The organism is Bacillus sp. RB3 (genome assembly GCF_030164735.1).
Classification (GTDB): Bacteria; Bacillota; Bacilli; order Bacillales; family Bacillaceae_G; genus Bacillus_A; species Bacillus_A cereus.
Map to the genome: position 1 here is coordinate 35,131 of NZ_JASNGE010000016.1, position 25,830 is coordinate 60,960.

Below are 25,830 nucleotides of genomic sequence, written 5' to 3' on the forward strand. Positions count from 1 at the left end.
ACTGCCCATAAATAGCGGGATAAATAGGTAAGAAAGGTGATTGGCATTTGAATAAATCTAAATAGGTAGTTAAATGTTAAGTAATGCAAAGAACAATTGGTAATTTTTACATTGATAAAAAAGCTTGAGCTTCACACTATGTGAAGCTTTACATTATTGGAGACAAGAACAGGAGGTTGAAAAAATGAAAAAAGCAATAAAGTTTTGTTTAATAGCTACATTATCTACAACGATTATTAGTGGATGCTCTTTTGAGGGGAACAATGAAAACGTTAAAGGGAAAGAAGGAGAAAAAGTAGAGGTACAGAAAAATACTGGAAAATATTCGATGCCAGATGAAAAAGATAAACATGAAGGTACATGGCTACAATGGCCACATGAATACACATATGGTGAAGAGTATAAGAAGGAAGTTGAACCTATTTGGGTTAAGATGGCAAGTGCTTTAACTGAGGGTGAGAAAGTCCACATTGTTGCATATGACCAGGAAGAAAAAGAAAGAATCAATAACCTTTTAACAGATGAAGGGTTAAATATGGAGAAGATTGATTTCTTTATCGCGCCTACTGATGATGTATGGGCAAGGGACAGTGGACCAATTTTTATTTATGACAGCAATAAAAATGTCAAAATATTAGATCCAGCATTTAATGGTTGGGGGAAGAAAACACCGTATAAAAATGATGCTCAAATACGTAAAAATGTTAGTAAACAATCAGGAATTGAAAGAGTTGATTGGGGGAAATTTGTCCTTGAAGGCGGCGCTATTGAATTAGACAGCAATGGGACTGCTTTATTAACTCGAAGTGCGGTGACGAATAAAAATAGAAATCCTGATTTATCAGAAAAGGAAATTGAAAAATATATAAGTGACCTTGGGGTATCAAACTTTATTTGGTTAGACGGAGTACCTAATTTAGATATTACGGACTTTCATATTGATGGATTTGCTAAATTCCATAATAAATCTACCATTGTAACGATGAAAGAAGATGACCTAGCCGAATGGGGTTTATCTAATAAAGATATGGATACATTGTTAGATGCAAAAAATGCTTCAGGACAGAAATATAAGTATGAATACTTGCCGCTTAGTAAAGAAAAGGTTGCTTTAGAAAATGGAAAAACTCTCGATTATAAGGGGTCGTATATCAATTATTATATTGGAAATACAGTTGTATTAGTGCCTAATTATAATGATCCGAATGATAAAATCGCAAACGATACGATTCAGAAGTTATACCCAGATCGTAAAGTAGTCGGTATTGATGTGAGAGAGTTGTATAAAAACGGCGGTATGATTCATTGTGTGACACAACAACAACCCATTGCATTGAAGTAATTGATTGTAATTTCGTTGTGCTGCTATATAGACAAAATAGGTGGAATCTTATCTTTACCTATTTTGTCGTTCCTTATTATTTGTGAAAATAAAGTTTAAATATAATGATAATTGAATTGTAGTGTATGTTCGCTTTTCGTTTTATATGGTAGAGGAGAAAAATGTTTGTGTTAAAGAATTTTAAAATATTGTTTTCGTATTTCCCTATCGTTTTACAGTACATTTTAAATGTAGCTTTAATTTGCTTAGGGGTTGTTCTAAGTGTGTTTCTTATGAAAGAAGTCATTCAGTTTATACAAGAACTGAAATTGGATGGTAATGAATCTAGTTATCATTTAATCATTTATTGTTGTTTTAAAATATGGTATTTAAAAAACTTGTCAAGAGTCAATTTAAGGCTTAACGTCAGCTTTATATTTTTTATATAAATATATAATATTTCTCCATGCTATAATCCATTCATGAAATGTACATGTTGCATGAGTTGTAATGAAAAAAGACATAAATTGAGGAATAGTTGGCTTTGTAAAATCAGTTATGTAACTACTATTAAAAAGTGAGGTAAATAATATGGAACAAAAACATAATGGCATTATTTTTACTGCAATACCAGACGAATCAAATGAATATTATCAACCATTTTATGAAGACTTGATTTACTTTAATGAATGTTTAAATGAAAAGAAATCAATTGCGGATCAACTTATATCTTTATCTGTTGAAGAACAAGACTTTCATACGAGCTGTTTTGAGTATGATGATATTTGGCTAAGAGATGTTGCACCGGTTGTCACAAATCATCTAGTTAAATTTAAATATCGACCAAATTATTTGCTAGATGATCAAGGGCGATATTTAGATCAACAATTTAATAAATGGTTGAAAAAGAATGACTTTGAATATGTAAAATCCCCATTAATATTAGATGGTGGTAATCTTATTTGGAATAAAAAAGATACTGTAATATTAACAGAACGCATATTTGATGATAACGATGATTGGACAGAAGAGGAAATTATTGAGCAGTTAGAATGGGATTTAGATGTGAGCCGAGTTATTATTATTCCTGCTGAAGAAGGGGATGTACTAGCACACGCAGACGGAATGGTTAAATTTATTGATGAACATACAATGTTTATTAGTGATTTTTTAGGGGATCATGAATTTACATATAGTGTTCAAGAGATTATTAAAGAACAAATGCCAGAAGCTGAATTTATAGTTGTTCCTTCATCATATACAGAGAAAGGACAATATGATCAAGAGATAGCATCGGCAAAAGGGTTGTATATAAATATGTTAGAATCATGTGATGCTCTTTATGTTCCTAAGTTTGGATTAGCTAAAGATGAGGAAGTTTTACGATATATTCAACAGTATACGGAGAAACAAGTTATTCAAATTCATGTAGGAGAAATATCAACAATGGGAGGCGCGATGAATTGTTTAACGTGGTATTGTCCAAGTCATTTGTTACCTTCGAAAATGAGAAGATTGAAAAATCAGAATGGAAATTTTTCAATGAAGAAGATTTTTGATTGGTTTTAATAAATAAGTAATGAAAAGAAAATATATTCAAGGAGTATTGATATGTATACCATCGCTGAGTTTTCTCGGATTTGTAAAATGAGTACGCGGATGTTAAGACATTATGACAAAGAGGAGATATTAAAACCGGCATATGTGAATCCGGTTAATGGGTATAGGTATTATGAACAAGAGCAGCTGGAAGTAGCGCTGAAAATAAAAAAGCTAAGGGAGTATAAATTTCCTCTTCCAAAAATTAAAATTGTTTTGCAGTCATCGGATCAAGATTCGTTTGTTCAACATATACAATCACAAATTATCGAGTTGTCTCAGGAAGTGAAGCAAAATTTACAGGTTATTTCAGAAATGAATGAAATGGTAATGGTGAATAGTAGTCTAAATACTGCTCGCCATAGAAGTTACGATATATTAATGGGAATGAGGAACGAAGTAACGTTAATTACTCAAAGAGTAAAAATAGATATAGATGATATGGATGATTATTTTTATGACTTATATGAAGAGGTACAAAAAAATAACTTTCAAATAGTTGGTTCTCCATCTGCAGTCTTTTATGATGAAGAATATATTCCAAGTAACAGTGATATTGAGTTAAGAATTCCGGTTATGCAGGGGAATGATGAAGACGTAGCACAAGAGTATGAAATGAAACAACTAAGTCCACATCATATCGTTACTACTATGCATTATGGAAGTTACGACTATATAGGTTACGCTTATATAGCGTTAGAAGAATGGATTGAAAGAAATGGGTATGTAATAATTAATTCGCCATATGAGGTTTATATAAAGGGACCTGAATGTGATTGTTTAGCAGAAGAGTATGTGACACAAATTTGTTTTTTAGTTACGAAAATAGAATGAGAATAAGGATTGACATTAACATTATGTCAATCCTTATTCTATGTATGAAAGCAATTTATCATAATAAAAAGGAGAAGTAAAGAATCACCTTATAAAGTTGCTACAAGTAAATGAAGATATTCCTGTTGACTTTAACACGATGTCAAAGTATAGACTGTACGTACATTCATATAAGGGGTGAACACGTATGAGAAATATAGAGAATAGTTTGTTTTATATGCCTGCGGAATGGGAGAAACATGAAGGTACATGGCTCCAATGGCCACATGATAAAGCACATAGAGGTGAAGGCTACAGAGCTAAGTTAGATGAAATTTGGATATCGATGGCAAAGGAGCTTCACTATGGAGAAAATGTCCATATTGTTGTATGTGATGAAGAAGAGAAAATACATGTCCAATCGAAGCTAATTGAAGCTAATGTAAATATGGATAAAATTGATTTCTTAATTCAAGAAACTGATGATATTTGGATACGAGATAACGGACCAATCTTTGTAACGGATAAGGAAGGGAATCGCTGCCTAACGCACTGGATATTTAATGGTTGGGGAAATAAATATCCGTACGAAAAAGACGCTAATATTCCGAATAAAATAAGTGAAGTGTATCGCATTCCAAAAGCTGAATCTAGTGTCTGTCTAGAGGGTGGGGGAATTGAGATAAACGGAAACGGGACCTTAATGGCGGCGAAAACGTCTATTATAAATGAAAATCGAAATCCCACACTAAGTCAGAAAGAAATTGAAATGGAGTTAACGAAATATTTAGGAGTAACAAATTTTATATGGATAACTGGTATACGCGGAGAAGATAATTATGATGAAGATACGGATTATCATATTGATGGCGCGGCACGGTTTGTAAATGAAAATACGATACTGTATGAATATGATCCTTTCGATGAAGGAGAGCCATACCTTTTGGAGGCGTACGAAAAGCATTATCAAGAATTGCGGCAAGCGAAAAATATAGATGGAAAGCCATTTCAGCTCATTCCAGTACCAGTAACAAGAAAAGTGGTAAAAGAAGCAGATTGTAAAGGATCGTACTTAAATTTTTACATTGGTAATGAAGTTGTATTGGTACCTATATACGGTGATGAACATGATAAATTAGGGCTTCAAATCATTGAAGGTCAATTTCCAGGGAGAAGAATTGTCGGTATATATGTTAACGAATTGTATGCATACGGTGGTATGATTCATTGTGTGACGCAGCAGCATATAGAATAGAGTAATTCAAATAAAAAGCATGCAGAGCATATACTCTGCATGCTTTTTATAATGTTGAAAACTCCTCAACAAGTTGAGTGAATTGTTTTAATGCACTTTCAATCGGTTCTGGCGTTGTTAAATCGACGCCAGTTTTTTTCAATAAGTTTAATGGGTAGTCTGAACTTCCGCCTTTAAGGAATTCAATATAATTTTTCTGAGCATTCGGATCACGGCTTAATAGTTTATCAGCGATTTGAATGGCAGATGCGAATCCAGTTGCATATTTGTATACGTAAAACGGGCGATAGAAATGAGGGATTCTAGCCCATCCGTATTTTACTTCTTCATCAAATACAAGTGAATCACCGTTATATTCTTTAAATAGCTTTTCATAAATTTCACTGAAGACTTGTGCATGTAATGGTTTACCTTGTTCAGCCATTTCATGTGTGATTTTTTCAAATTCTGCAAACATAATTTGTGTAAAGAAAGTACCTTTAAATTTCTCAATAAAATGGTTAACTAAATGGTTACGCACGTTCGTATCTTTTGCTTCTTTTAATAAATAGTGAATTAATAACACTTCATTTACTGTAGAAGCGACTTCTGCGACAAAGATAGAATAATGTGCAGAAATTCTTGGTTGGTATCCATGTGAATAGTGCGTATGCATACCGTGACCGCATTCATGAGTAAGAGTGAACAGGCTGTTTAAATCATCGTGATGATTTAAAAGAATGAAAGGATGAACGCCGTATACACCAAAGTTATAAGCACCAGAACGTTTCCCTGGTGTTTCTCTTACGTCTATATATCTTTTATCTTTAAAACTTTTTAATGTCTCAATATATTCTTCTCCTAAAGGAGCTAGTGATGCAATCATAATGTCAAATGCTTCACTATATGGGATGTCTTGTTTTGCACCTTCTACTAAATCGACGCCTAAGTCGTATTGTCTTAGTTCATCTACGTTTAATTTTTCTTTTCGAATTTCATTGTATGTATGTAATGTTTGAATGTTTTTTTTCGTTGTATCAATTAGGTTTTCATATACTTCTTTCGGAACCATATCGCCAAATAATGATTTCTCTAGCGCTGATGGATAGTTTCTTAATTTCGAAACAGTAACATTATTTTTAATAGCAGCGGATAAAGTAGATGCGATGGAATTCTTTAACTGAACATATGGTTTGTAATATGCTTTATAAGCTTCTTTACGCTTTTCACGATTCGTATCTTCTATTAACTTTGCATACATTCCGCGTGTTAAGTTCACTTTTTCTCCATCGTCAGTCGTCACTTCACCAAATAATATATCTGCATTATTTAACATACCAAATGTGTGCTGTGGAGAAGAAAGAGCTTCACCCATTTGTGATAAAATTTCTTCTTGGTCCTTATTTAATACGTGTTTTTTATAACGGTATAATTCAAATAAGTCTTCTTTATAATATTGTAAGCCTTCTGTTTCTTCTATGTAAGAATGTAATGTGTTTTCGTCTATGCTAAGTAAGAAGGGGGAAAAGAAAGATTTCGCTGCACTTACTTTCACGTGTAATTGTGATACTTTATCGACAAGAGATTGCGCGTCAGTATCGCGTGTATCAAGGTCAGATTGTAATCGTGCATAAGCGAACATTAAAGATATTATGCTAGAAACTTCTTCACTCTTCGTTAAATAAGCTAATAAACTATTGCCATCGTGAATATTTCCATTAAACTCGTGTAATTTCTTCGTTAATACTTCAATTTTATGAAAATCACTTTCCCAATCTTCAATTGTATGGTAAATGTCTGTTAAATCCCATTTTTCTATATCAGCTACTTGTAATCGATCTTTAAGTTCTGTCATAATCATTTCCTTTCTAAACATGTAGTTATATTTCTATATAACTATGAAATACAACAAATTGCAAAAAATCCCTGCTGAAAATTGAAAAGCCCTGCTGAAATAACAAGGCTTACTTACTTATAGTGTAATTCCGAATTTTGAATGTAAAAGGTTTGTATATTGCATGTCTGTAACGGTTTCTTTCGTTTTTTTACCATTTTTTGCTACTGTAAGGCTATCTTTCGTTAAAGAGGCATGCCCATCTTCAGTTAGTTTTACAATAAGAGGTACTTTATTAAAGGGTGATCCTTCATGTTCAACGATAATTTTTTGTGCTGTATTTGCTTTTTCTTCATCCACTTCTTCTATATAAAATGCATAGCCTAACGTCCAATCATCAGCAGAAGATTGATCCAAGAACTCATTGTTTTTCCGCATCTCTAAAATGTAGTTTCCCTTTTCGGTCATTTCTTTACGAATACGATAATCTCCTGTAATAGAGTGAATGACTTCACCTGAGAAAGGGACAGGGGCAAGAGGTAAGTATGATCCGAATCCTACTTCAATTAAATAAAGTTCATTATGATGTGTTAAAACGGTTGCGATATGGCCAGAATCAACAGCCCATATGGAGTTTGCAGCGTTATAAACTGTTCCTGAAACGAGATGAACATCGAATCCAGAATCTTTCAGGAAGTAATACATAGTAGGGTTGAGTTCATAACAAAGACCGCCACGGTTATTTACTAAAATTTTCTCTTTCAAATTTTCTTTTGATATTTCTTTAAAATTCTTTTCGAGAATATTTAAGTTTTCAAAAGGAACAGTTTGTGCCATTGCGTACATAATGTTAGATAAATCTTCAAATGAAACTGTGTCTTTTTCTTCTATATGTAATCGTGCGAAAAATTGTTTTTGAAAGTCTGTCATCGAAATCCCTCCGTTATGCTTTTATAGGTAAATTGTAAACAATCTTGAATAGGATGTGAAATTAAAACTACGTTGAATATTTGAAATTAGATTAAAAATAATATGAGAGAGTGAGAGATTGCTACTTTACTAACGGTGGGACGAATATTATAATAATTCTGATAAACAATGCAAACGCTTTCTTGGAAGGGGATGGTGTACAGATGTTTAAAAGAATAACAATAGTCGGATTGTCAGTTGTTATGTTTTTACCTAGTATATATGACGGGAGTAAAGCATATGCAGACACAGTTAACAATGGAACGTTAATGCAGTATTTTGAGTGGTATGCTCCGAATGATGGGAATCATTGGAATCGTTTGCGTACTGATGCTGAAAATTTAGCGGAAAAAGGAATTACATCTGTTTGGATACCACCTGCATATAAAGGAACTACGCAAAATGACGTAGGATATGGAGCATATGATTTATATGATCTGGGGGAATTCAATCAAAAGGGAACAGTGCGGACGAAATATGGGACGAAAGCACAATTGAAATCTGCAATTGACGCTTTACATAAGAAAAACATCGATGTATACGGTGATGTAGTTATGAATCATAAAGGTGGGGCTGATTATACAGAAACTGTCACAGCAGTTGAGGTAGACCCGAGCAATCGGAATATTGAAGTATCAGGTGATTATGAAATTAGTGCGTGGACGGGATTTAACTTTCCAGGGCGTGGAGATTCTTATTCTAATTTCAAATGGAAATGGTATCATTTTGACGGAACGGATTGGGATGAAGGAAGGAAATTAAACCGAATTTATAAATTTAGGGGCATAGGTAAAGCATGGGACTGGGAAGTGTCTAGCGAGAATGGGAATTATGATTATTTGATGTATGCGGATCTTGATTTTGATCATCCAGATGTTGCGAATGAAATGAAAAAATGGGGAACGTGGTATGCGAATGAATTAAATTTAGATGGTTTTCGTTTAGATGCTGTTAAACATATTGATCATGAATATTTGCGCGATTGGGTAAATCACGTTAGACAGCAAACAGGGAAAGAAATGTTTACAGTAGCTGAATATTGGCAAAATGATATCCAGACTTTAAATAATTATTTAGCGAAGGTTAATTATAATCAATCTGTGTTCGATGCACCACTTCATTATAATTTTCATTATGCTTCAACAGGAAATGGAAATTATGATATGAGAAATATTTTAAAAGGAACGGTAGTTGCGAATCATCCTACACTTGCGGTTACTCTAGTTGAAAATCATGATTCACAGCCTGGTCAGTCATTGGAATCTGTAGTGAGCCCTTGGTTCAAGCCGCTGGCATATGCATTTATTTTAACGCGTGCAGAGGGGTATCCTTCTGTTTTCTATGGTGATTACTATGGTACAAAAGGAAATAGTAACTATGAAATTCCAGCGTTAAAGGACAAAATTGATCCGATTTTGACGGCACGAAAAAACTTTGCATATGGTACGCAGCGTGATTATTTTGATCATCCAGATGTGATTGGCTGGACAAGAGAAGGTGATAGTGTACATGCTAATTCTGGTTTAGCAACATTAATCTCTGATGGACCAGGAGGGGCAAAGTGGATGGATGTTGGAAAGAATAACGCAGGGGAAGTATGGTACGATATTACGGGTAATCAAACGAATACTGTAACAATTAATAAGGACGGATGGGGACAGTTTCAAGTAAGTGGAGGATCAGTTTCCATATATGTTCAGCAGTAATTTGGTGATGAAAAAGAAGAGGTAGACTGAAATATAAGTTTTCCTATTCCTTTTTATATTGTTATCCTTCCTAAATCTTTATGTTTATAAATGAACTAGTCGGCTTTTGAAACACCAAGAGATGCATTGGAATAAATAATGTCATCTTATTCGTACTCGAGGAACATCTCCTTACTGTGATTGCTATAGAACTAAATATTAATATGTTTTTAATGTGATTTTAATAGATATTATATTTGCTTTACGATAAAATTATTATAATGCAAAATTACACTATTATTATAAAATGATAGTTAATGGGTATTTTTATACTTGTGGTTATTAGTGTTTTCTAAAGCAAGATGATGAGTTTTTATTATTCAAGTTAGCGAAGATAGTTTGATGTAGCGCTTTTTAGAAGAAGTTCTTTATATAAATCGTAATTTAAAATCCATAGGCACATTTCTGTATAGGTGGTAGTAGCAAAAGGAGAGGCAATATGAAAAGAACAATAATGAAATATAGCATAATGTTTAGTTTATTACTATTAACATCATGTGATATATCGGATGAAGAAATTGAACAAAAAGCACAAAGTTATACAAAATCGGAGTATGGTATGGTTGTTAAATTAAACGGAGTTGAAACTCTGGATAACGGAAAGGACTTCCTTGGTCCAAAGGGGCGGATAGTTACTGTGCAGCAAGTAAATGAACCGCACTTGCAATTTCAACTGTACTTCGAGGGGCAAATCTCTCCAGAAGTAAATAATGATAACTATGAAAAGAAAAAGGAAGCAAATAATTTACAAGGAAGATTTAATACATATTATGGAGAGAAAAACACTATATTTACTTTTGATCAAATGCAGACTGGGGATAATGTTTCCGATAAGAATACTGAGGAACAAATAGCGAAGAAAAATTTGCAACAGTATTATACGGCAGTTTTTAAAAGTAATACTGTTTTAGATGTAAACAATTCTGTACATATGGAAACATTAGCGGGGGTTGCAAGAAGTATTCAGGAATTTAATAAAACGATTGAAAATAGTAAAAGTAATGTAGAAGATATAACGATTCAGTTGCCAAATATTAATAAGGATGTACTACAAAATATTCCTGTAGATTATATAGTAACGGCTGAAGATGCGAAAAAGACCCTTGAGAAAAAGGTTGATTATATGAACATTTTACAGTCTGCAAGGAAATAGTTTGACACCTTTACTTCTTACAAAACATATAGTATGATGATTTCAATAAATTAGATTTCAATGACTATAATATAACTTAATGAGAGGTGCTTTTTGTGAGTGCGGTAGGTATTAAATAGGAAAAATTTAATGAAATAAATCAGATAAGACCAGGGGATTTTTATGTACATCATACCCCTAATTTTGTCATGCATTTATTTCAAAACCTATGAAGATACCTACAATACTTTATAAAGCGTGTAATAAGGGACTGCCATCTATTTTTTATGGCTTATTTCCTCATATGTTATTACAAATGCCTTGTAAATGTAAAAGCTGCGGTATCCCCGCAGCTTTTTTGTATATATTTTTATTGTATAATTATGGAATTTCATGTATGACTCATTGGAATCTAATGAGTAGGTATCTTCATTTATGATAAAAATCAATCATAGTGAGGAGAAACAAAATGAATACGATGACTTTTGAAAAGCTACAATATAACGAATTAAAGGATATAGTGAAATCTTATTGTGTAAGTGGATTAGGTAAGGAATTATTAAACAAATTAGAGCCGAGTACGAGTATAAAAGTAGTGAGAAATCGGTTGAATGAAACGACAGAAGCACGAGCTATATTAGATGCAGAAGGGCATGTTCCTTTCTTCGGCATTTCTAATATTGCTAGTACAATTCAAAAATTAGAAAAAGGGATGATTTTAGATCCAGAAGAATTAGTCAGTGTCTCAGACTTTTTACGCGGATGTAGAAAGATTAAAAAGTTTATGTTAGATAAAGAATTTTTTGCACCAGTATTAGCTTCTTATGCAAATTCAATGACTGAATATAAAAGTATTGAAGAGGAAATTAACTTTTCAATTAAAGGAAATAGTATTGATGCAGCTGTAAGTAAAGAGTTAAAACGAATTCGAAATAATATCGATTCTGTAGATGGGAAAATAAAAGAACGTTTAACGAAGTTTTTAAATAGTAGTGCAAATAAGAAATTCATTCAGGAATTCTTTATTAGTAAAAAGGATGACCGTTATACGATTCCAATTAAATCTTCCTATAAAAACCAAGTTGCTGGAAGTATTATTGAAGCCTCGGCAAAAGGTTCTACTGTATTTATAGAACCGCATACGGTTACGAAATTGAATGCGGAACTAGCGGGTTTGAAAGCAGAAGAAGCGGTTGAAGAATATCAAATTTTAGCGACTTTATCAGGAATGGTGTTAGAAAACATTTATAGTATAAAGATTAATATGGAGCTAATTAGTCAGTATGATATGGTATTTGCAAAAGCGAAGTTTAGTAAATCGATTGATGGAATAGAACCGAAGTTAAATGATCATGGCTACATTCATTTAGTGAATTGTAAGCATCCGCTTTTAACAGGGCAAGTTGTACCCTTAAATTTTAAAATTGGTCAAGAGTATCGTAGTTTAATTATTACAGGGCCGAATGCGGGCGGAAAGACAATTGTGTTAAAAACGATTGGATTGTTAACATTAGCTACAATGTCAGGTCTTCATATTGCAGGAGATAAAGGTACAGAAATCGCTATTTTTGAAAATGTATTTGTAGATATTGGTGATAATCAAAGTATCGAAAACGCATTAAGTACATTTTCATCTCATATGAAAAATCTTTCTGAGATTATGAGGATGTCAAATAATAATACGTTACTTTTATTTGATGAAATAGGAAGCGGTACAGAACCGAATGAAGGTGCAGCACTTGCAATATCTATTTTAGAAGAGTTGTACCTTACGGGATGTATTACCGTTGCGAGTACGCATTACGGAGAAATTAAACGATTCTCAGAAATGCACGATGACTTTATGAATGCAGCGATGCAGTTTAATAGTGAAACGCTAGAGCCGCTTTATAAATTAGTTATCGGAAAATCAGGAGAAAGTAATGCACTTTGGATTGCGAATAAAATGAGCGTAAAAGAACATGTGCTGAAAAGAGCGAAAGAGTACATGGGAAATAAAGAGTACGCTTTAGAAAAAGTGAATGAAAGTAAAATTAGAAAACCGAAATTTGTACAAGAAAAAAGAGAATTTCATTATGAGTACAAAATCGGCGATCGTGTGAATTTATTAGATTATGATGATTTTGGTATCATCTATAAGGAAAAAGATAATTTTTATAACGTCGCTGTATATTATAACGGTGAATTCGTTGAAGTAAATGTAAAACGTATTACTTTAGAGGTAGCAGCGAAGGAGTTATATCCAGAGGGATACGATTTAAATACACTATTTGTCGATTATAAAGAGAGAAAAATGCAACACGATATTGAGCGCGGATCGAAAAAAGCACTTCGTAAAATTCAAAAAGAAATAAGAAAGAATAGAGGATAAGTTAAAATGGTAACGATTAGACAAGAACAAAAAAATGATTATAGAAAAACAGAAGAAGTTGTAAAAGAAGCATTTTTACATGAAGAGTTTAGTGATAAAAAAGAACATGAACTTGTAAAACGTATTAGAAAAAGTGACGCGTTTGTTCCTGAGTTATCTATCGTTGCGATAGATGAAGAAATAGTCGGTCACATTATGTTATCGAACATTACAATAGAACAAGGTGGAACTTCTGTAGAATCGTTAGCACTTGCACCAGTTTCAGTTGCTAGGGGCCATCAGAAGAAAGGAATTGGTGGAAAACTGATCACGGCTGCTTTAGAAAAAGCGAAACAACTTGGATACGGATCAGTTGTAGTATTAGGACATCCAGAGTACTACCCGAAATTTGGTTTTAAGAAAGCAAGTGAGTGGAATGTAAAAGCACCGTTTGAAGTGCCTGAAGAGGTATTTATGATAATGGAATTAACAGAAAATTCTCTTCGAGGTGTAGAAGGAATTGTACAATATTCGAGTGCTTTTGCTGAGTAGGAGTACCGGTTAAGAAATGTAATCATAAAAGATGCTATCTTTTTGTATGGATATACAGAAAGATAGCTTTTTTTATTAAGCGGATCTACTGACGTATATTTTGCTCAATGAATAATTGAGGTGGTAAAATTGATATAGAAACGTAAAGGGAGAGAATGAAATGAATAAGCGAGAAACACATAGCAATGAGAATGTAGTGACGTTATATGTTACAAGACACGGTAAAACAATATTAAATACGAATCATCGCGCGCAAGGTTGGGCAGATTCTCCTTTAGTAGAAAGAGGTGTTGAAGTTGCCACAAATTTAGGAACAGGATTAAAAGATATTCATTTTATGAATGCGTATAGTAGTGATAGCGGCCGCGCAATTGAAACTGCTAATTTAGTATTAAAATATAGTGAGCAATCAAAATTAAAACTTGAGCAAAGAAAAGATTTGCGAGAATTAAATTTCGGTATTTTTGAAGGTGAAAAACTTGAGAATATGTGGGATGTGGTTGGAAAAGCTGCAGGCGTTGCATCACCAGAAGAACTTATGAAGTTTTCTATTCAAGAAGTGATTAATCTTATTAGAGTAGCAGATCCTACAAAACAGGCGGAAGATTGGGAATTATTTTCTACTCGTATAAAAACAGAGATAGATAAAATTAGTGAAGAAGCTGCTGAAAATGGTGGCGGTAACGTCTTAGTTGTCGTTCATGGGCTTTTGATTACTACCTTAATAGAAATGTTAGACAGTAGCAAAACAAAACTTGGAGTGGAAAATGCTAGCGTGACGAAGATTGTATATCAAGATGGAACATACACAGTGGAGTCGGTTGGAGATATGAGTTATGTTGCAAAAGGGAAAGAAAGTGTGGAAATATAATACTATCTTAAATAGATATAAGAAAAGGAAGTTAGTAAAATCTAGCTTCCTTTTTATTTTTTAGTGCATCATTTATAAGGTTATATTGGGATATTATAATGAAACTTTCTATTGTGTAGAACGTTTCTTTGTTCAACAATCGGGTCATTTAATTGAATAAGGGCGTATTTTTTTGAATAGGACCACTTTGTTAAAAAGGATACATCCAATTTTTAGCGAATACAGGGTTATAAATAAGAAAAAGTGGTGAGATAAATAGGAAAAGAATGTAATTCCTTTTTGGACAATAAAACGGAAAAATGTATAATTAACAGACTTCAGAGCGCGGGTTGTGTTTTCGCAGAAGAAGAGACCCGGTTACTTATTTCAGCAGCCCGAACTCCAGAGGAGCTCAAGAGAATGGTGGAAATGCGAGCCAATGGTTTGCCACTTGAATATGTTGTTGGATACGCAGAATTTTGTGGGTTGCGGATAGAAGTGGACCGAGGTGTTTTCGTACCTCGTCAACGTACCGAGTTTCTTGTTCGCCAAGCAGAAGCTCTGTTATGCTTTGGTGATATCGTCGTTGATCTATGTTGCGGTTCAGGTGCTGTGGGTGTAGCTCTGGCGGCAGCTTTAGGACGAATTGAATTGTATTCTGTTGACATTGATCCTGTCGCAGTACGATGTGCTAGCCGCAACGTAACAAATTTCGGTGGCCATGTTTTTGAAGGTGACTTGTATAAAGCTTTGCCTCACGCACTTAAAGGCCATGTGAATACCATAGTTGCAAACGTACCTTATGTTCCTACCGAGACAATAAAGCTGCTTCCACAGGAGGCCCGTCTACATGAACCGAAAATGGCGCTAGACGGAGGAGAGGATGGACTCGACATTCAGCGAAGAGTAGCAAAAGAAGCATTTCTCTGGCTCGCATTGGGAGGGCATCTTTTAATAGAGACGAGTGAAATGCAGGCAACTCAGACCTTTGAAATCTTTGCTGGTGCTGGGCTTACCACGAAAGTGACTAGAGATGAGGAATTAGATGCCACTGTTGTTATAGGATCAAAATCTAGTTTTTAGCTTAAATCGGTACGTAGCCTTATTCATAAATAAAAATGATAATTTTCTAGCAATATACAAATAAAAGAACATATGCAATTAAAGGTAGTTTTAATTGAGAAAAGAGCTCAAAAATTATTCGAGTGATACATGGGATCGTTATTTGAAGAAGTAAGGACATAACATATTAGTTATATAAAATATGTTATGTCCTTTCATTTATCAATTTTTTTCACTATAGGTCTTCACAAAATTTTAATCTAGCTTTCTTTTCATTTTATGAATTATGGATCAATAAAATCTTCCCAGTACTTTTTCTGCTCTCTAATAATTCATGTGCACGGGCACCGTCTTGTAAAGAGAATGTAGTAGGACTTGCAATGTTCAATTTTCCAGTAGCGATCCAATCAAATAATTGAGTAGAGCGCTGCTTACGTTCTTCAAAAGTAGTAAGTACGTTCCAAAGGTCTCCGCCAGTTAAAGTTTTCGAAGTATCCATAAGCATACGTGGATCAATGGGCGCAGGATTACCACCGGCCATTCCGTAAAATACGACAGTACCACCGATTTTAGTAGCGTTAAAACTTTCCTCAAGTGTAGAGCCTACTGATTCATATACAACATTTACTCCAGTACCGTTTGTTATTTCAAGTACTTTTGAATGCCATTTTTCAGTATATAAAAATACGTGATCAGCCCCAACTAACGTGGCTACTTTGGTTTTTTCGGTTGATGACGTAAGACCGATTACTGTTCCACCCTGTAGTTTAATCATTTGAATAAGAAGTTGACCAACGCCACCAGCCGCAGCATGGACTAAAGCTGTATCACCTTGTTTTATTTGATAGCTATCTTTCGTTAAATAATGTGCCGTTAGACCTTGCAATAAGGTAGAAGCGGCTGTTTCAAAAGAAATTGAATCTGGAAGCGGGATTGCTTTTTCTGCTGGAACGGCAACTAATTCTGCATTTGCGAATGGAACGTCAGCAAATGCAATACGGTCTCCAGGATTGATAGTAGTAACGTTAGCACCTACTTCTTCAACGATACCAGCGCCTTCATAACCTAATATATAAGGAGGGTTACCAGCGAGGTGATAATCACCACGGCGTCTATAAATATCTGCGAAATTTAGACCGATTGCTTTCGTGCGGATAAGAATTTCATTTGGATTAATGATTGGATCAGGGATTTCTTTATATTGAAGTACATCAGCATCTCCGAATGTTTCGAAACAAAGTGCTTTCATATGGAATACCTCCATTTTATTGTTTGTCGATGCTCTTTATCATACAATATAAATATCAATAGACAAAGAGGATTATTTCGATGAAATCAATCGGAAATATCGATTGAAAAAGAGGGATGATAAATGGAGATAAAACAATTAATTACATTTAAAGTAGCAGCAGATACTTTGAACTTTACACAAACTGCGAAGAAATTAAACTTTGCTCAATCGAGCGTTACAGCACAAATTAAAACGTTAGAGGCTGAGCTCGGTACACCACTATTTGAGAGATTAGGGAAACGTCTTTTCTTAACTGAAGCAGGAAGAAAGTTTCAACTATATGCAGACAAGATAATCGCACTTAGTAACGAAGCAAAGACGGCCGTGAAAGATGATGAGGAAATAGCAGGCACGTTAATAATTGGTGCACAAGAAAGTCAATGTACATACAGACTGCCTTCTATATTAAAGAGGTTTAAAATACAATTCCCCAAAATAAAGCTTATATTTAGACCAGCACATTCCAATAAAGATGCGAAGGAACAATTGATGGAGGGAAAAGTAGATCTTGCATTTATTTTGGACGAATGTAAAACAGAAGATGTTTTACATGTGGAACCACTTATAAAAGAAGAATTAAAAGTAGTAGCTGCTCCAGGGCATATTTTACTTGAACAGACTACTGTTTCTATAAAAGATTTAGAGAGTGAAACACTTTTATTAACAGAATTAGGCTGCTCATATAGAACTTTATTTGAAGAGCTATTTCGCGGGGAAGATCTATATCCAACAAATAAAATTGAGTTTGTTAGTGTGGAAGCAATTAAACAATGTGTTATTGCAGATTTAGGTATAGCCGTTTTACCAGCGATAGTAGTAGAAAAAGATATACGGGAAGGGACGTTAAAGGAGTTAATGTTAAACGAAACAATACCTCCAATTTATACACAAATTGCTTGGCATAAAGATAAATGGATGACAGCACCACTGCAGCAATTTATTGATGTAACGAGGGAGTTTTTTACAACAAATTAAGTGGAGAAATATTTATTTTATATAAAAGAAAAAATGGCAATTTTGTATAAAGAACCGATGCTTGAATATAACAAGTATCGGTTCTTTTATGTTTTAAATAAAGGATGCTATAAAATGTGTATTTCTCAACTTTTTTTCTTACAAGGATAAGTAAAGTTCTTCGTATATTCCAATAATCATAAGGGAATTTACAACGTTAATTCGTTTTTGTAAGATGCCTCTAGGAAGCATGGAAGGAGGGCTGACACAGCAGTATAGGTTGTGTTTAGTATACATAATCATTTTGAGGGGGAATTAAAAATGTTTAAAAAGTTAATGAAAGTATGTGTGTTAAGTGTAGCGAGTGTAGGGGTATTATTTAGTTTTCAAGAAAGTACATTTGCAGCTACTGATCTGAGTAGCTATTATGACGGAAAAAATCCAGCAACAACGAAAGTATACGGGGGAAGTACAACATGTGATGCAGATGGATTTAATGCAAAGTCTACAGCAGTTTATGAAGGTAGTAAAAAAGTAGGAACAGTGTATTTACGTTACAGTAATACATGTCATGCGGCATGGTCTAAGCTTGTTTTAGATCAACCAGCACCTTCTGTTTCTGGAGGAGTATATGCTTACGCTGTTATTAATAAATATAAAAATGGTGTATTCCAAAAATCAGTAGATTCTAATAGTGGTAATGGAGCAATTAAAACGGGGCAAACGAGCACTTATACAGGAATGGTGTTTGATTTAACTGCTGATTTTGGTTATACAGCTGATGCCGAAGCAGTGACGATTAATAATGGTTACGGGAAAACTGGACGTTATTAATAAAGGAGTGGAATCCTGTGAAACTTATTAAAAAGGTAAGCGCATGTCTTTGTCTGGCATTGCTCGTCGTAACTAGTGTGTTTAGTACGACCAATAATGATAAAGCATTTGCAGAAGACCATTCGTATGATGGGAAAAGTCCGTATTACAATAGTTGTGATCAATCAGCAGTAACGAAAGAAAAGAAGTGGATTGATTCAAATTCTTATGTGGAATTAAAATTTAGCACGACGTGTAAAACAGCGTGGGCAAAAGTTACTGTAACTCGCCTGGCAGTTTATAATAATGAAGCTGATGCAAGGATTGTTAGAAAAACAGATGGAAAGGCATACACTTGCGGAAGTGCTGGAGGAAATGGTGTTGTAAATAAAGGGCAAACATCATGCTATACGCCAATGGTATATGATTTAGATCCAAGAAAAGCACAAGCGCAGGGGAAACATGCAATTCCGAATAGTGATGCATATAATTATGCGGAGACTATTTGGTATTGATACGATTATACATGTTTTAAGAGCTGTTATTTGATATAAAAATGAAAGAGCCTTACTGCATTTTATTGTGGTAAGGTTCTTTAAAATTGTTTAATAGATTAAGTACATTCATTTACAAAGGTCTCTCTATATAATCGCTTTTAAGTATGGCCATAATAATTTCATCTGAGTATGTATCGTTATAAAATAAAGATTGACGTAAGGTTCCTTCTTTTGCAAAACCAACTTTTTCATAAGCTTTAATTCCGCGTAAATTATGGCTAAATACTTCTAACTGTAAACGATTTAATGATAGTTGTTCAAAAACAAATCTTAAAACTATTTTAATAGCTTCAGTTCCATAACCTTGTCCTGTTAATGCTATTGAAAGCATTGATATTCTGAATCCTGCTCTTTTGTTCTCCTCATCGATATCTAAAATCGACAACTCTCCAATCATCTCTTCAGTACTTTGTAAACAAATAGCGAAATCATAGCGACTTGAATCATTATTTATATGATCTATATGTTTCGTAATTTGCTCCAATGAAAAAGTGGACTTAGTTCCAGTCATATATCTTATTTCATCATCCATTGTACTTTCTAATATAATAGGAGCATCTAGCTGGCAAAGAGGCCTTAAATAAATTCTTTCGCTCTCTAATCTCATTATAATTTTCTCCTTTAGTTAGTAATTGAATGTATAAATACTTAAACTTTCTTCAATGAGTTACATAAAAAATATGAACCTTAATTCGATGTTACATGAATTTTATAATGGTATGGTATACCTAAAACAAATAATAAAAGTTTTATACACAACAAAATGTATCAACGAGTTTTTTGATCATACTATTATTCTTGCTGCTCATTCCGCTTTGAAATGAACACGAATGTATTAACTAAGGTCTGTATCAGGAGGAGTATATCCAAGGTGCCTAGCCATTGATACAATTTGTCCTTTGTGATGAAACTCATGAGTTTCCGTATGAGTTAAAAGCCATAGCGGAGTTGTACTCCAAGGCTCTTTTTGCCACTTTACTTCATTTGCAATATTTTCGAGCCAACGGTCATTGTATTCATCTAAAAAACGTTGTACAGTCTCATCTACTAACTTAAATCTAGCGCGAACTTTTTTCACATCTGCATGCTCAATTTCGTAATCGCTAGCAAATGAAAAGTCTACTCGCTTTTGTTTAAATGCGAATGATCCAAGCCAGTATCGGTAGCAATCGGCTACATGAATATGAGTCTTTATAATGCTACCGCTCCCGAAATTAGGAACTGTGCTATGTAATTTTTCTACTGGGATTTCTTCCAAAAACGAAAATAGAGTTTCTCTTGTAGAGCTAATAAGATTATATTGCTGTTTTAAAACATGTAACATGAAATTAACACTCCTCTTTTATTTACTAAACTATTTGTGTAATAAGTAATTCTATATGTACGAGAGGTGAACCTTTTTATTATTTTTACTAAGCATATTAGATGTATTTCTTCATTGTTTCTGATAGATTAAACAAAGTGAAACTTTAATGAATTGAACATTCTTAGTTCATAATAAAATGTACATGAAGAAGGAGAACGATAAAATGAATAGAATAATTGGTTTAAAACAATTTGAAATAACGCGCGGGGCATTACTTAAATTTATGGAGACGCTAGATGATAAAACTGTGGATACGCAGCCAGAGGGTTTTAACAATACAATTCGTTGGCATATCGGTCATGTATTAACGGCAGCAGAAGTTTTCATGTTTGGAAAAGAATTCAAACAATTACCAACTGAATATCCAGGTATGTTTGGATATGGATCAAGACCATCTAAATGGACAACAGAAGGACCATCATTAGAAGTGTTAACGGTCCAATTAAAAGAACAAGCAAAACGTATTAAAGAAATTCCAGCAGAAGCATTTGAAAATAAACTGCCAGAGCCATTTCTAGGATTGGAAACAGTTGGTGAGCTTTACGGTATGATGCTTTATCATGAAGCTGATCATATTGGACAAATGAAGGCGATGGAACGTATTATTAAAGCTCTTTAGTCTTAATTGCATATAACAAGCAATACAGGTGTAATGTTAAATGATATAAACAAAAAAGGTAGATAAATTATTATCTACCTTTTTTGTTTAACTTCTTGAAGGATTAGGGATTATCATCGTGATGCTGATGAAGAAGGATAAGAGGATTTTATAATTTTTATGGTGTGATTATTAATTGTAGTATTCCTAAATATGGAATATAAGTATAATGATAGAGAAGAACTAGAAATAGGGGTGAATACTATGATTACATTAGAGCAAAAGTTGGAGCAATATAAACATACATATGTACAGTTAAAGGGAGAACTAAAATGGAAAACGAGCGATTCTCGAACAGGAATGATGATTGCTGCTATGTATGCAGGTAGTGATAAACTGTTTGATCTCGGACGTTTTTTAGAAATTAGTAGTTATATTAAGAATCAGGTAGGGATGTTTTCATACTTAAAGTCTTATCATCGTTTTGTAGTGGCCGCAACATTAGATATTCACTTTACAGATTACCAGAAAGCTTTTCGGGAGTTTTTAGATTTATATGAACAATTGGTCACTGGTGGGTTTAGCCGGAGTATATTTACTTATCTCGCAGCAGCTGTACTTTTAACAGAAGAAAATGAACAGCATGGCGCGCACATTCAACGCTCGATGCAAGTATATAAACGCATGAAAAAGGATCACCTCTTTCTTACAAGTACAAATGATTATCCGCTCGCGGTTTTATTAGCAGGACAATCAGAGAATGTAGACACACTTATGGACCGAGTGGAACGCCTTTATCAGAAACTAGCGACAGCTGGTTTGCATAAAGGGAATGATCTTCAATTTTTGAGTCATATTCTTTCACTAAAGAAGGATGTCAGGGAAGAACTGTTAGTCGCAAAATGCACAAATATATGGAATTTGTTAAAGCAAGAAAAGGTAAAAGTAAAACAGATACATTACCCAGCTATCGGGTTACTAGCGTTACTCGAGGATGGAGAAAAAGAGATTCATTCTATTAGAGCATTTATTGAAAAATTGCAGGGGGATAAATTGTTCCGTTGGCATACAGATACAAATATTCTTATTGCTATTCAACTGTTCGTAAGTCAGAAAGGTGAGGAAAGTAAAACTACCAACACAGGTTTACAAACAATGATAGAAGTCCTCATACAAGCACAACAGGCTGCTATGATGGCAACGATTGCCGCTTCATCTGCAGCAACATCTTCTGCTAGTAGTAGTTCATAATGTGCAACTGCCTATACTCTTGTAAATTATAACTCCTTTGATAAGGTTGGTTTAAAAAATATTACTAAAAAAAAAGCCCATCACTCTCTAATGATTGATGGGCTAACTGTTTTTACATAATTAGCATTATCTTTTTGATTGCTTCAAATGTTTGAGCTGCGTGACAATCATAATGCTAATAACAACGAGTAAAAACCATGAACTAATTTTGCTTAAGTGAACGAGATTCCATGTTTCCCGTTGATTTGGATATTGCCATGCTCCGAAAAATGTTGCGATATTCTCTGCAATCCAAATGAAGAAACCGATAAGGAAAAAGGAGAGAACGAGTGGCATTTTATATGTAACGCCTTGTAATGAAAATTGTACAAATGTGTGTGTGAAAACAATGAATAGTAGAAAAGTAAAAAAATAGTTTGCTATTTAAAAAAAGTGGGGATATAATATCTAAATGAAAATGATAATTATTATCAATAATAATTATAAATAAAAAATAATTATAAAAAACAACTGAATATAAAGGATGAAATGAAACATGTTACATAAGTCTACTGTACATGCTGGTAATAACCGCTGGATACATATTAAGTTCATATGTTTCATGAGCTTAACAATTTTATGTTTAATTGGATCTATATTTTTAGCCATTTCATTTGGTGCAAAAGATATTCATTTACAAACGGTGTGGGCAGCGATTTTGAATTACAATCCGAAATTAACGCAGCACCAAATTATTTATGAATTAAGGCTCCCGAGAGTAATTGGTGCAGCAGTTGTAGGGGCAGCTTTTGCGGTTGTTGGTGCTGTTATGCAAGGTATAACACGAAATCCTTTAGCTGATGCAGGTGTACTCGGAATAAATGCAGGTGCGATGTTTGTAGTAGCACTTAGTTTTGCTTTTTTCCCACATATGCCGTATTCCTATTTAATGATTGTTTCCTTTATTGGAGCTGTCTTAAGTACAGTGCTTATTTTTGTTATTGGATCAGCAACATCAGGCGGGTTAACACCAATGAGGTTAACGATTGCTGGAGCGGTTATGGCAGCACTTTTACATTCATTAAGTTCAGGTGTTGCGATTTATTATGATTTAAGCCAAGATTTAGCGTTTTGGTATGCTGGTGGTGTTGCAGGGGTTAAGTGGGAACACTTGAAATTTTTAGTCCCTATTATTCTTATAACGATTATTTTCGCGACAATGCTAGGGAGATCTATTTCACTCATATCAATGGGAGATGATGTTGCTACAAATTTAGGAGTGAAAACGAACCGAACGAGAATACTAGGGATGATTATAGTAGTTATTCTGGCAGGTGTTTCTGTTTCAGCTGTTGGTTCTATTGGATTTGTAGGACTAGTTATCCCGCACATTGCTAGAAAATTAGTTGGTGTTAATTATAGACTCATTATTCCTATGTCAGCATTATTAGGAGCTATGTTATTAGTTGTAGCTGATTTAGGGGCAAGAACAGTAAACCCTCCTAAGGAACTTGCGATAGGGATTATGGTAGCTCTTGTTGGAGTTCCGTTCTTCCTCTATATAGCACGTAAAGTTGGGAGGGAGTTATAAGTGAAGGATCTTTTTAACAAGGATAAAAAGAGAGCTATTACTGTAACTACAATCTTCGGATGTATAAGTATCGCTGTAATTTTAATTAGTTTAAATACAGGGACACTGAGTATAGCGCCACTTAGAGTAATTGAAACACTTTTGGGTTATGGTAATTTTGAGAGTGCAACCGTGCTATATGATTATCGTATGCCAAGAATAATAATCACGATGTTAGCCGGTATTGGTCTTGGTATTTCCGGTGTGATTTTGCAAGGGTTATCCCGTAATGCACTTGCAGATCCTGGTATTTTAGGGTTGCATTCAGGTGCATCTTTCGGTCTTATCGTATTTGTTACTTTCTTTCATTCTATTAATGAGAATGCATCGATTTTAATACCGTTATTTACATTTGGCGGAGGGGTATTAGCTGCATTTCTTATTATTTTACTTGCGAGTGATCGGTCGAAAGGTTTACTTCCCATTAGACTTATTCTCGTTGGTATTGCTGTTTCAGCTGGCTTTAGTGCAATTTCGTTATTTTTCTCTCTCAAGTTAAATGATGAGACGTATACATTCGCTTCTAGATGGCTAGTTGGCAACGTGTGGGGAAGGGATTGGATTCATGTCCTAGCGTTATTACCTTGGATTTGCATACTTACCCCGTATGCATGGTTAAAATCTAAAACGTTAAATGCATTGTCACTAGGTGATAGTGTAGCAGCAGGACTTGGTGTTCCTGTTCAAAAAGAACGGTTATTACTTTTAGCTACAGCGGTTGGATTATCTTGCGGGAGTGTATCGATGGCAGGAGGAATTGGTTTTATCGGTTTAGTTGCTCCGCATATCGCAAGGAAGTTAGTAGGTACTACATATCAACACTTTCTTCCTTTAGCTGGCATTATCGGAATGATTATTTTAGTGCTAGCAGATACGATAGGTCGTTCTATATTTGAGCCAAACTCTATTCCAGCTGGTGTAGTAGTGGCAGCTTTAGGAGCACCGTATTTTCTTTATTTACTTACAAAAACAAAATAAATACTTCAAAGAGGAGAACATATGAAAAAGAAACTTACTATTTTATTTAGCATGATGTGTATTTTAGTATTAGCAGCATGTGGTCAAACGAAAGCTAATGAAGAGGCAACGAAAAAAACGGAAAAAAGTAATGACCCAAAAATTGCTTCAATGTCTATTCATTTAACGAATGATTTACTTGCATTAGGAATTACACCAGTAGGTTCTGTTATTGGTGGAGATTTAAAAGATTTCTTACCGCACGCTAAAGAGAAGTTGAAAGATACGAAGAAGCTTGGTGTTGTAACAGATCCGAATATGGAAGCGTTACTTCAATTAAAGCCAACTGACATTTATGTTGATGAAAAATATGCTGGTAAAGATGTAGCGAAATACGAAAAAATTGCAAAAACACATTCTTTCAATTTAGATGAAGGTACGTGGAGAGATCATTTAAAACAAGTTGGTAAACTTGTAAACCGTGAGAAAGAAGCAGATAAATATATTCAAGATTACGAAGAGCAATCAAAACGAGTAAAAGGTTTAATAGATAAAGAGCTAGGTAATAACGAAAAAGTAATGGCAATTCGCGTTACTGCAAAAGAATTGCGTGTATTTAGTACGAAAAGACCGATGGGACCAATTTTATTCCAAGACTTAGGGTTACAGCCTGCAAATGGTGTAGAAAAAATTGATGGAAACCGCCCTTTCGAAGTCATTTCACAAGAAGTATTACCTGACTTTGATGCAGATGCGATTTTCATTGTTGTAAATAGAGATGATAAAGCAAAAGCAGCATTTAAACAACTTCAAGAAACGCCAATTTGGAAAGACTTAAAAGCAGTTAAAGGCAAGCACGTATACATTATCAATGATCAACCATGGCTGGACTATTCTGCTTTAGGAAACAAAATGGCAATGGATGAAGCGGAGAAAATGTTTACGAAATAATATAGTTTTGCTATTAGGAAAG

At 34.1% G+C, this 25,830-nt stretch carries 23 protein-coding genes and 1 pseudogene; 18 read left to right on the forward strand and 6 right to left on the reverse strand.

The window, feature by feature from the left end:
• The first annotated feature begins 184 nt into the window (after positions 1 to 184).
• The 4 genes from QO049_RS19705 to QO049_RS19720 all read left to right on the forward strand — a co-directional run bounded on the left by QO049_RS19705 (position 185) and on the right by QO049_RS19720 (position 4,988).
• On the forward strand, positions 185 to 1,342 hold the full coding sequence (locus QO049_RS19705) for an agmatine deiminase family protein (protein WP_246960757.1): 1,158 nt from the start codon (positions 185 to 187) through the stop codon (positions 1,340 to 1,342).
• Positions 1,343 to 1,912: 570 nt separating this feature from the next.
• Positions 1,913 to 2,890 carry an agmatine deiminase family protein gene (locus QO049_RS19710; RefSeq protein WP_246960754.1) on the forward strand — a complete coding sequence of 326 codons (978 nt, stop codon included), beginning with the start codon at positions 1,913 to 1,915 and terminating at the stop codon, positions 2,888 to 2,890.
• Between the two features lie 42 nt (positions 2,891 to 2,932).
• On the forward strand, positions 2,933 to 3,754 hold the full coding sequence (locus QO049_RS19715; protein ID WP_246960753.1) for a MerR family transcriptional regulator: 822 nt from the start codon (positions 2,933 to 2,935) through the stop codon (positions 3,752 to 3,754).
• Between the two features lie 187 nt (positions 3,755 to 3,941).
• On the forward strand, positions 3,942 to 4,988 hold the full coding sequence (locus QO049_RS19720) for an agmatine deiminase family protein (protein ID WP_246960750.1): 1,047 nt from the start codon (positions 3,942 to 3,944) through the stop codon (positions 4,986 to 4,988).
• A 46-nt stretch (positions 4,989 to 5,034) separates the two neighbouring features.
• Here QO049_RS19720 and pepF read toward each other — a convergent pair whose 3' ends face one another.
• Together pepF and QO049_RS19730 are read right to left on the reverse strand one after the other, a co-directional pair.
• A complete protein-coding gene (pepF, locus tag QO049_RS19725) occupies positions 5,035 to 6,822 on the reverse strand; it encodes an oligoendopeptidase F (protein WP_284489409.1) in 1,788 nt (595 codons plus the stop codon).
• Between the two features lie 117 nt (positions 6,823 to 6,939).
• Positions 6,940 to 7,731, reverse strand: coding sequence for an arylamine N-acetyltransferase family protein (locus QO049_RS19730; protein WP_000129195.1), 792 nt, complete (start codon positions 7,729 to 7,731; stop codon positions 6,940 to 6,942).
• Between the two features lie 203 nt (positions 7,732 to 7,934).
• Between QO049_RS19730 and amyS the strand changes: the two genes are divergently transcribed.
• The 6 genes from amyS to QO049_RS19760 all read left to right on the forward strand — a co-directional run bounded on the left by amyS (position 7,935) and on the right by QO049_RS19760 (position 15,482).
• Positions 7,935 to 9,476 (forward strand): alpha-amylase, encoded by a 1,542-nt coding sequence (gene amyS / locus QO049_RS19735; protein ID WP_000476399.1) that lies wholly within the window; start codon positions 7,935 to 7,937, stop codon positions 9,474 to 9,476.
• Positions 9,477 to 9,954: 478 nt separating this feature from the next.
• Entirely contained in the window at positions 9,955 to 10,668 is a 714-nt protein-coding gene (locus QO049_RS19740; RefSeq protein ID WP_000831439.1) for a hypothetical protein, read from the forward strand.
• Positions 10,669 to 11,116: 448 nt separating this feature from the next.
• The gene (locus tag QO049_RS19745) at positions 11,117 to 13,018 is read left to right on the forward strand and encodes an endonuclease MutS2 (RefSeq protein WP_246960744.1); all 1,902 of its coding nucleotides are present in this window, start codon (positions 11,117 to 11,119) and stop codon (positions 13,016 to 13,018) included.
• Between the two features lie 6 nt (positions 13,019 to 13,024).
• Positions 13,025 to 13,549, forward strand: a complete 525-nt coding sequence (locus QO049_RS19750; RefSeq protein ID WP_069604838.1) for a GNAT family N-acetyltransferase — start codon at positions 13,025 to 13,027, stop codon at positions 13,547 to 13,549.
• Positions 13,550 to 13,709: 160 nt separating this feature from the next.
• A complete protein-coding gene (locus tag QO049_RS19755; protein ID WP_098592560.1) occupies positions 13,710 to 14,420 on the forward strand; it encodes a histidine phosphatase family protein in 711 nt (236 codons plus the stop codon).
• A 279-nt stretch (positions 14,421 to 14,699) separates the two neighbouring features.
• The gene (locus tag QO049_RS19760) at positions 14,700 to 15,482 is read left to right on the forward strand and encodes a putative protein N(5)-glutamine methyltransferase (protein ID WP_246960741.1); all 783 of its coding nucleotides are present in this window, start codon (positions 14,700 to 14,702) and stop codon (positions 15,480 to 15,482) included.
• 256 nt (positions 15,483 to 15,738) lie between these two features.
• On the opposite strand, the gene QO049_RS19765 is transcribed toward QO049_RS19760, so the two are convergent.
• Complete coding sequence (locus QO049_RS19765) at positions 15,739 to 16,710, reverse strand: quinone oxidoreductase family protein (protein WP_246960724.1); 972 nt, start codon at positions 16,708 to 16,710, stop codon at positions 15,739 to 15,741.
• Positions 16,711 to 16,833: 123 nt separating this feature from the next.
• Between QO049_RS19765 and QO049_RS19770 the strand changes: the two genes are divergently transcribed.
• The 3 genes from QO049_RS19770 to QO049_RS19780 all read left to right on the forward strand — a co-directional run bounded on the left by QO049_RS19770 (position 16,834) and on the right by QO049_RS19780 (position 19,034).
• Positions 16,834 to 17,727, forward strand: a complete 894-nt coding sequence (locus QO049_RS19770) for a LysR family transcriptional regulator (RefSeq protein ID WP_246960722.1) — start codon at positions 16,834 to 16,836, stop codon at positions 17,725 to 17,727.
• A gap of 300 nt (positions 17,728 to 18,027) precedes the next feature.
• Positions 18,028 to 18,540, forward strand: coding sequence for a DUF2690 domain-containing protein (locus QO049_RS19775; protein ID WP_000473748.1), 513 nt, complete (start codon positions 18,028 to 18,030; stop codon positions 18,538 to 18,540).
• 17 nt (positions 18,541 to 18,557) lie between these two features.
• Positions 18,558 to 19,034: a DUF2690 domain-containing protein gene (locus QO049_RS19780; RefSeq protein WP_000767004.1), complete on the forward strand. Its 477-nt coding sequence runs from the start codon at positions 18,558 to 18,560 to the stop codon at positions 19,032 to 19,034.
• Between the two features lie 112 nt (positions 19,035 to 19,146).
• On the opposite strand, the gene QO049_RS19785 is transcribed toward QO049_RS19780, so the two are convergent.
• Positions 19,147 to 19,683 (reverse strand): GNAT family N-acetyltransferase, encoded by a 537-nt coding sequence (locus tag QO049_RS19785; protein WP_001235431.1) that lies wholly within the window; start codon positions 19,681 to 19,683, stop codon positions 19,147 to 19,149.
• Positions 19,684 to 19,911: 228 nt separating this feature from the next.
• Positions 19,912 to 20,400 carry a DinB family protein gene (locus QO049_RS19790; protein ID WP_000903460.1) on the reverse strand — a complete coding sequence of 163 codons (489 nt, stop codon included), beginning with the start codon at positions 20,398 to 20,400 and terminating at the stop codon, positions 19,912 to 19,914.
• Between the two features lie 184 nt (positions 20,401 to 20,584).
• Here QO049_RS19790 and QO049_RS19795 point away from each other — a divergent pair, with 184 nt between their 5' ends.
• Together QO049_RS19795 and QO049_RS19800 are read left to right on the forward strand one after the other, a co-directional pair.
• Positions 20,585 to 21,061 carry a DinB family protein gene (locus tag QO049_RS19795; protein ID WP_113623480.1) on the forward strand — a complete coding sequence of 159 codons (477 nt, stop codon included), beginning with the start codon at positions 20,585 to 20,587 and terminating at the stop codon, positions 21,059 to 21,061.
• A gap of 192 nt (positions 21,062 to 21,253) precedes the next feature.
• A complete protein-coding gene (locus QO049_RS19800; RefSeq protein WP_246960719.1) occupies positions 21,254 to 22,291 on the forward strand; it encodes a DUF4003 domain-containing protein in 1,038 nt (345 codons plus the stop codon).
• A 126-nt stretch (positions 22,292 to 22,417) separates the two neighbouring features.
• Here the strand turns inward: QO049_RS19800 and QO049_RS19805 are convergent.
• Positions 22,418 to 22,705 (reverse strand): annotated as a pseudogene (locus tag QO049_RS19805) (DUF817 family protein); the annotation flags it as partial.
• A 121-nt stretch (positions 22,706 to 22,826) separates the two neighbouring features.
• Here QO049_RS19805 and QO049_RS19810 point away from each other — a divergent pair.
• Genes QO049_RS19810 through QO049_RS19820 form a run of 3 tightly spaced genes read left to right on the forward strand, consistent with a single transcriptional unit; the run spans position 22,827 to position 25,808 of the window.
• Positions 22,827 to 23,861 carry a FecCD family ABC transporter permease gene (locus tag QO049_RS19810; RefSeq protein WP_246960717.1) on the forward strand — a complete coding sequence of 345 codons (1,035 nt, stop codon included), beginning with the start codon at positions 22,827 to 22,829 and terminating at the stop codon, positions 23,859 to 23,861.
• On the forward strand, positions 23,862 to 24,878 hold the full coding sequence (locus tag QO049_RS19815) for a FecCD family ABC transporter permease (RefSeq protein ID WP_246960714.1): 1,017 nt from the start codon (positions 23,862 to 23,864) through the stop codon (positions 24,876 to 24,878). It begins immediately after the preceding gene.
• A 21-nt stretch (positions 24,879 to 24,899) separates the two neighbouring features.
• Positions 24,900 to 25,808: an iron-hydroxamate ABC transporter substrate-binding protein gene (locus QO049_RS19820; protein WP_246960711.1), complete on the forward strand. Its 909-nt coding sequence runs from the start codon at positions 24,900 to 24,902 to the stop codon at positions 25,806 to 25,808.
• Positions 25,809 to 25,830 lie beyond the last annotated feature (22 nt).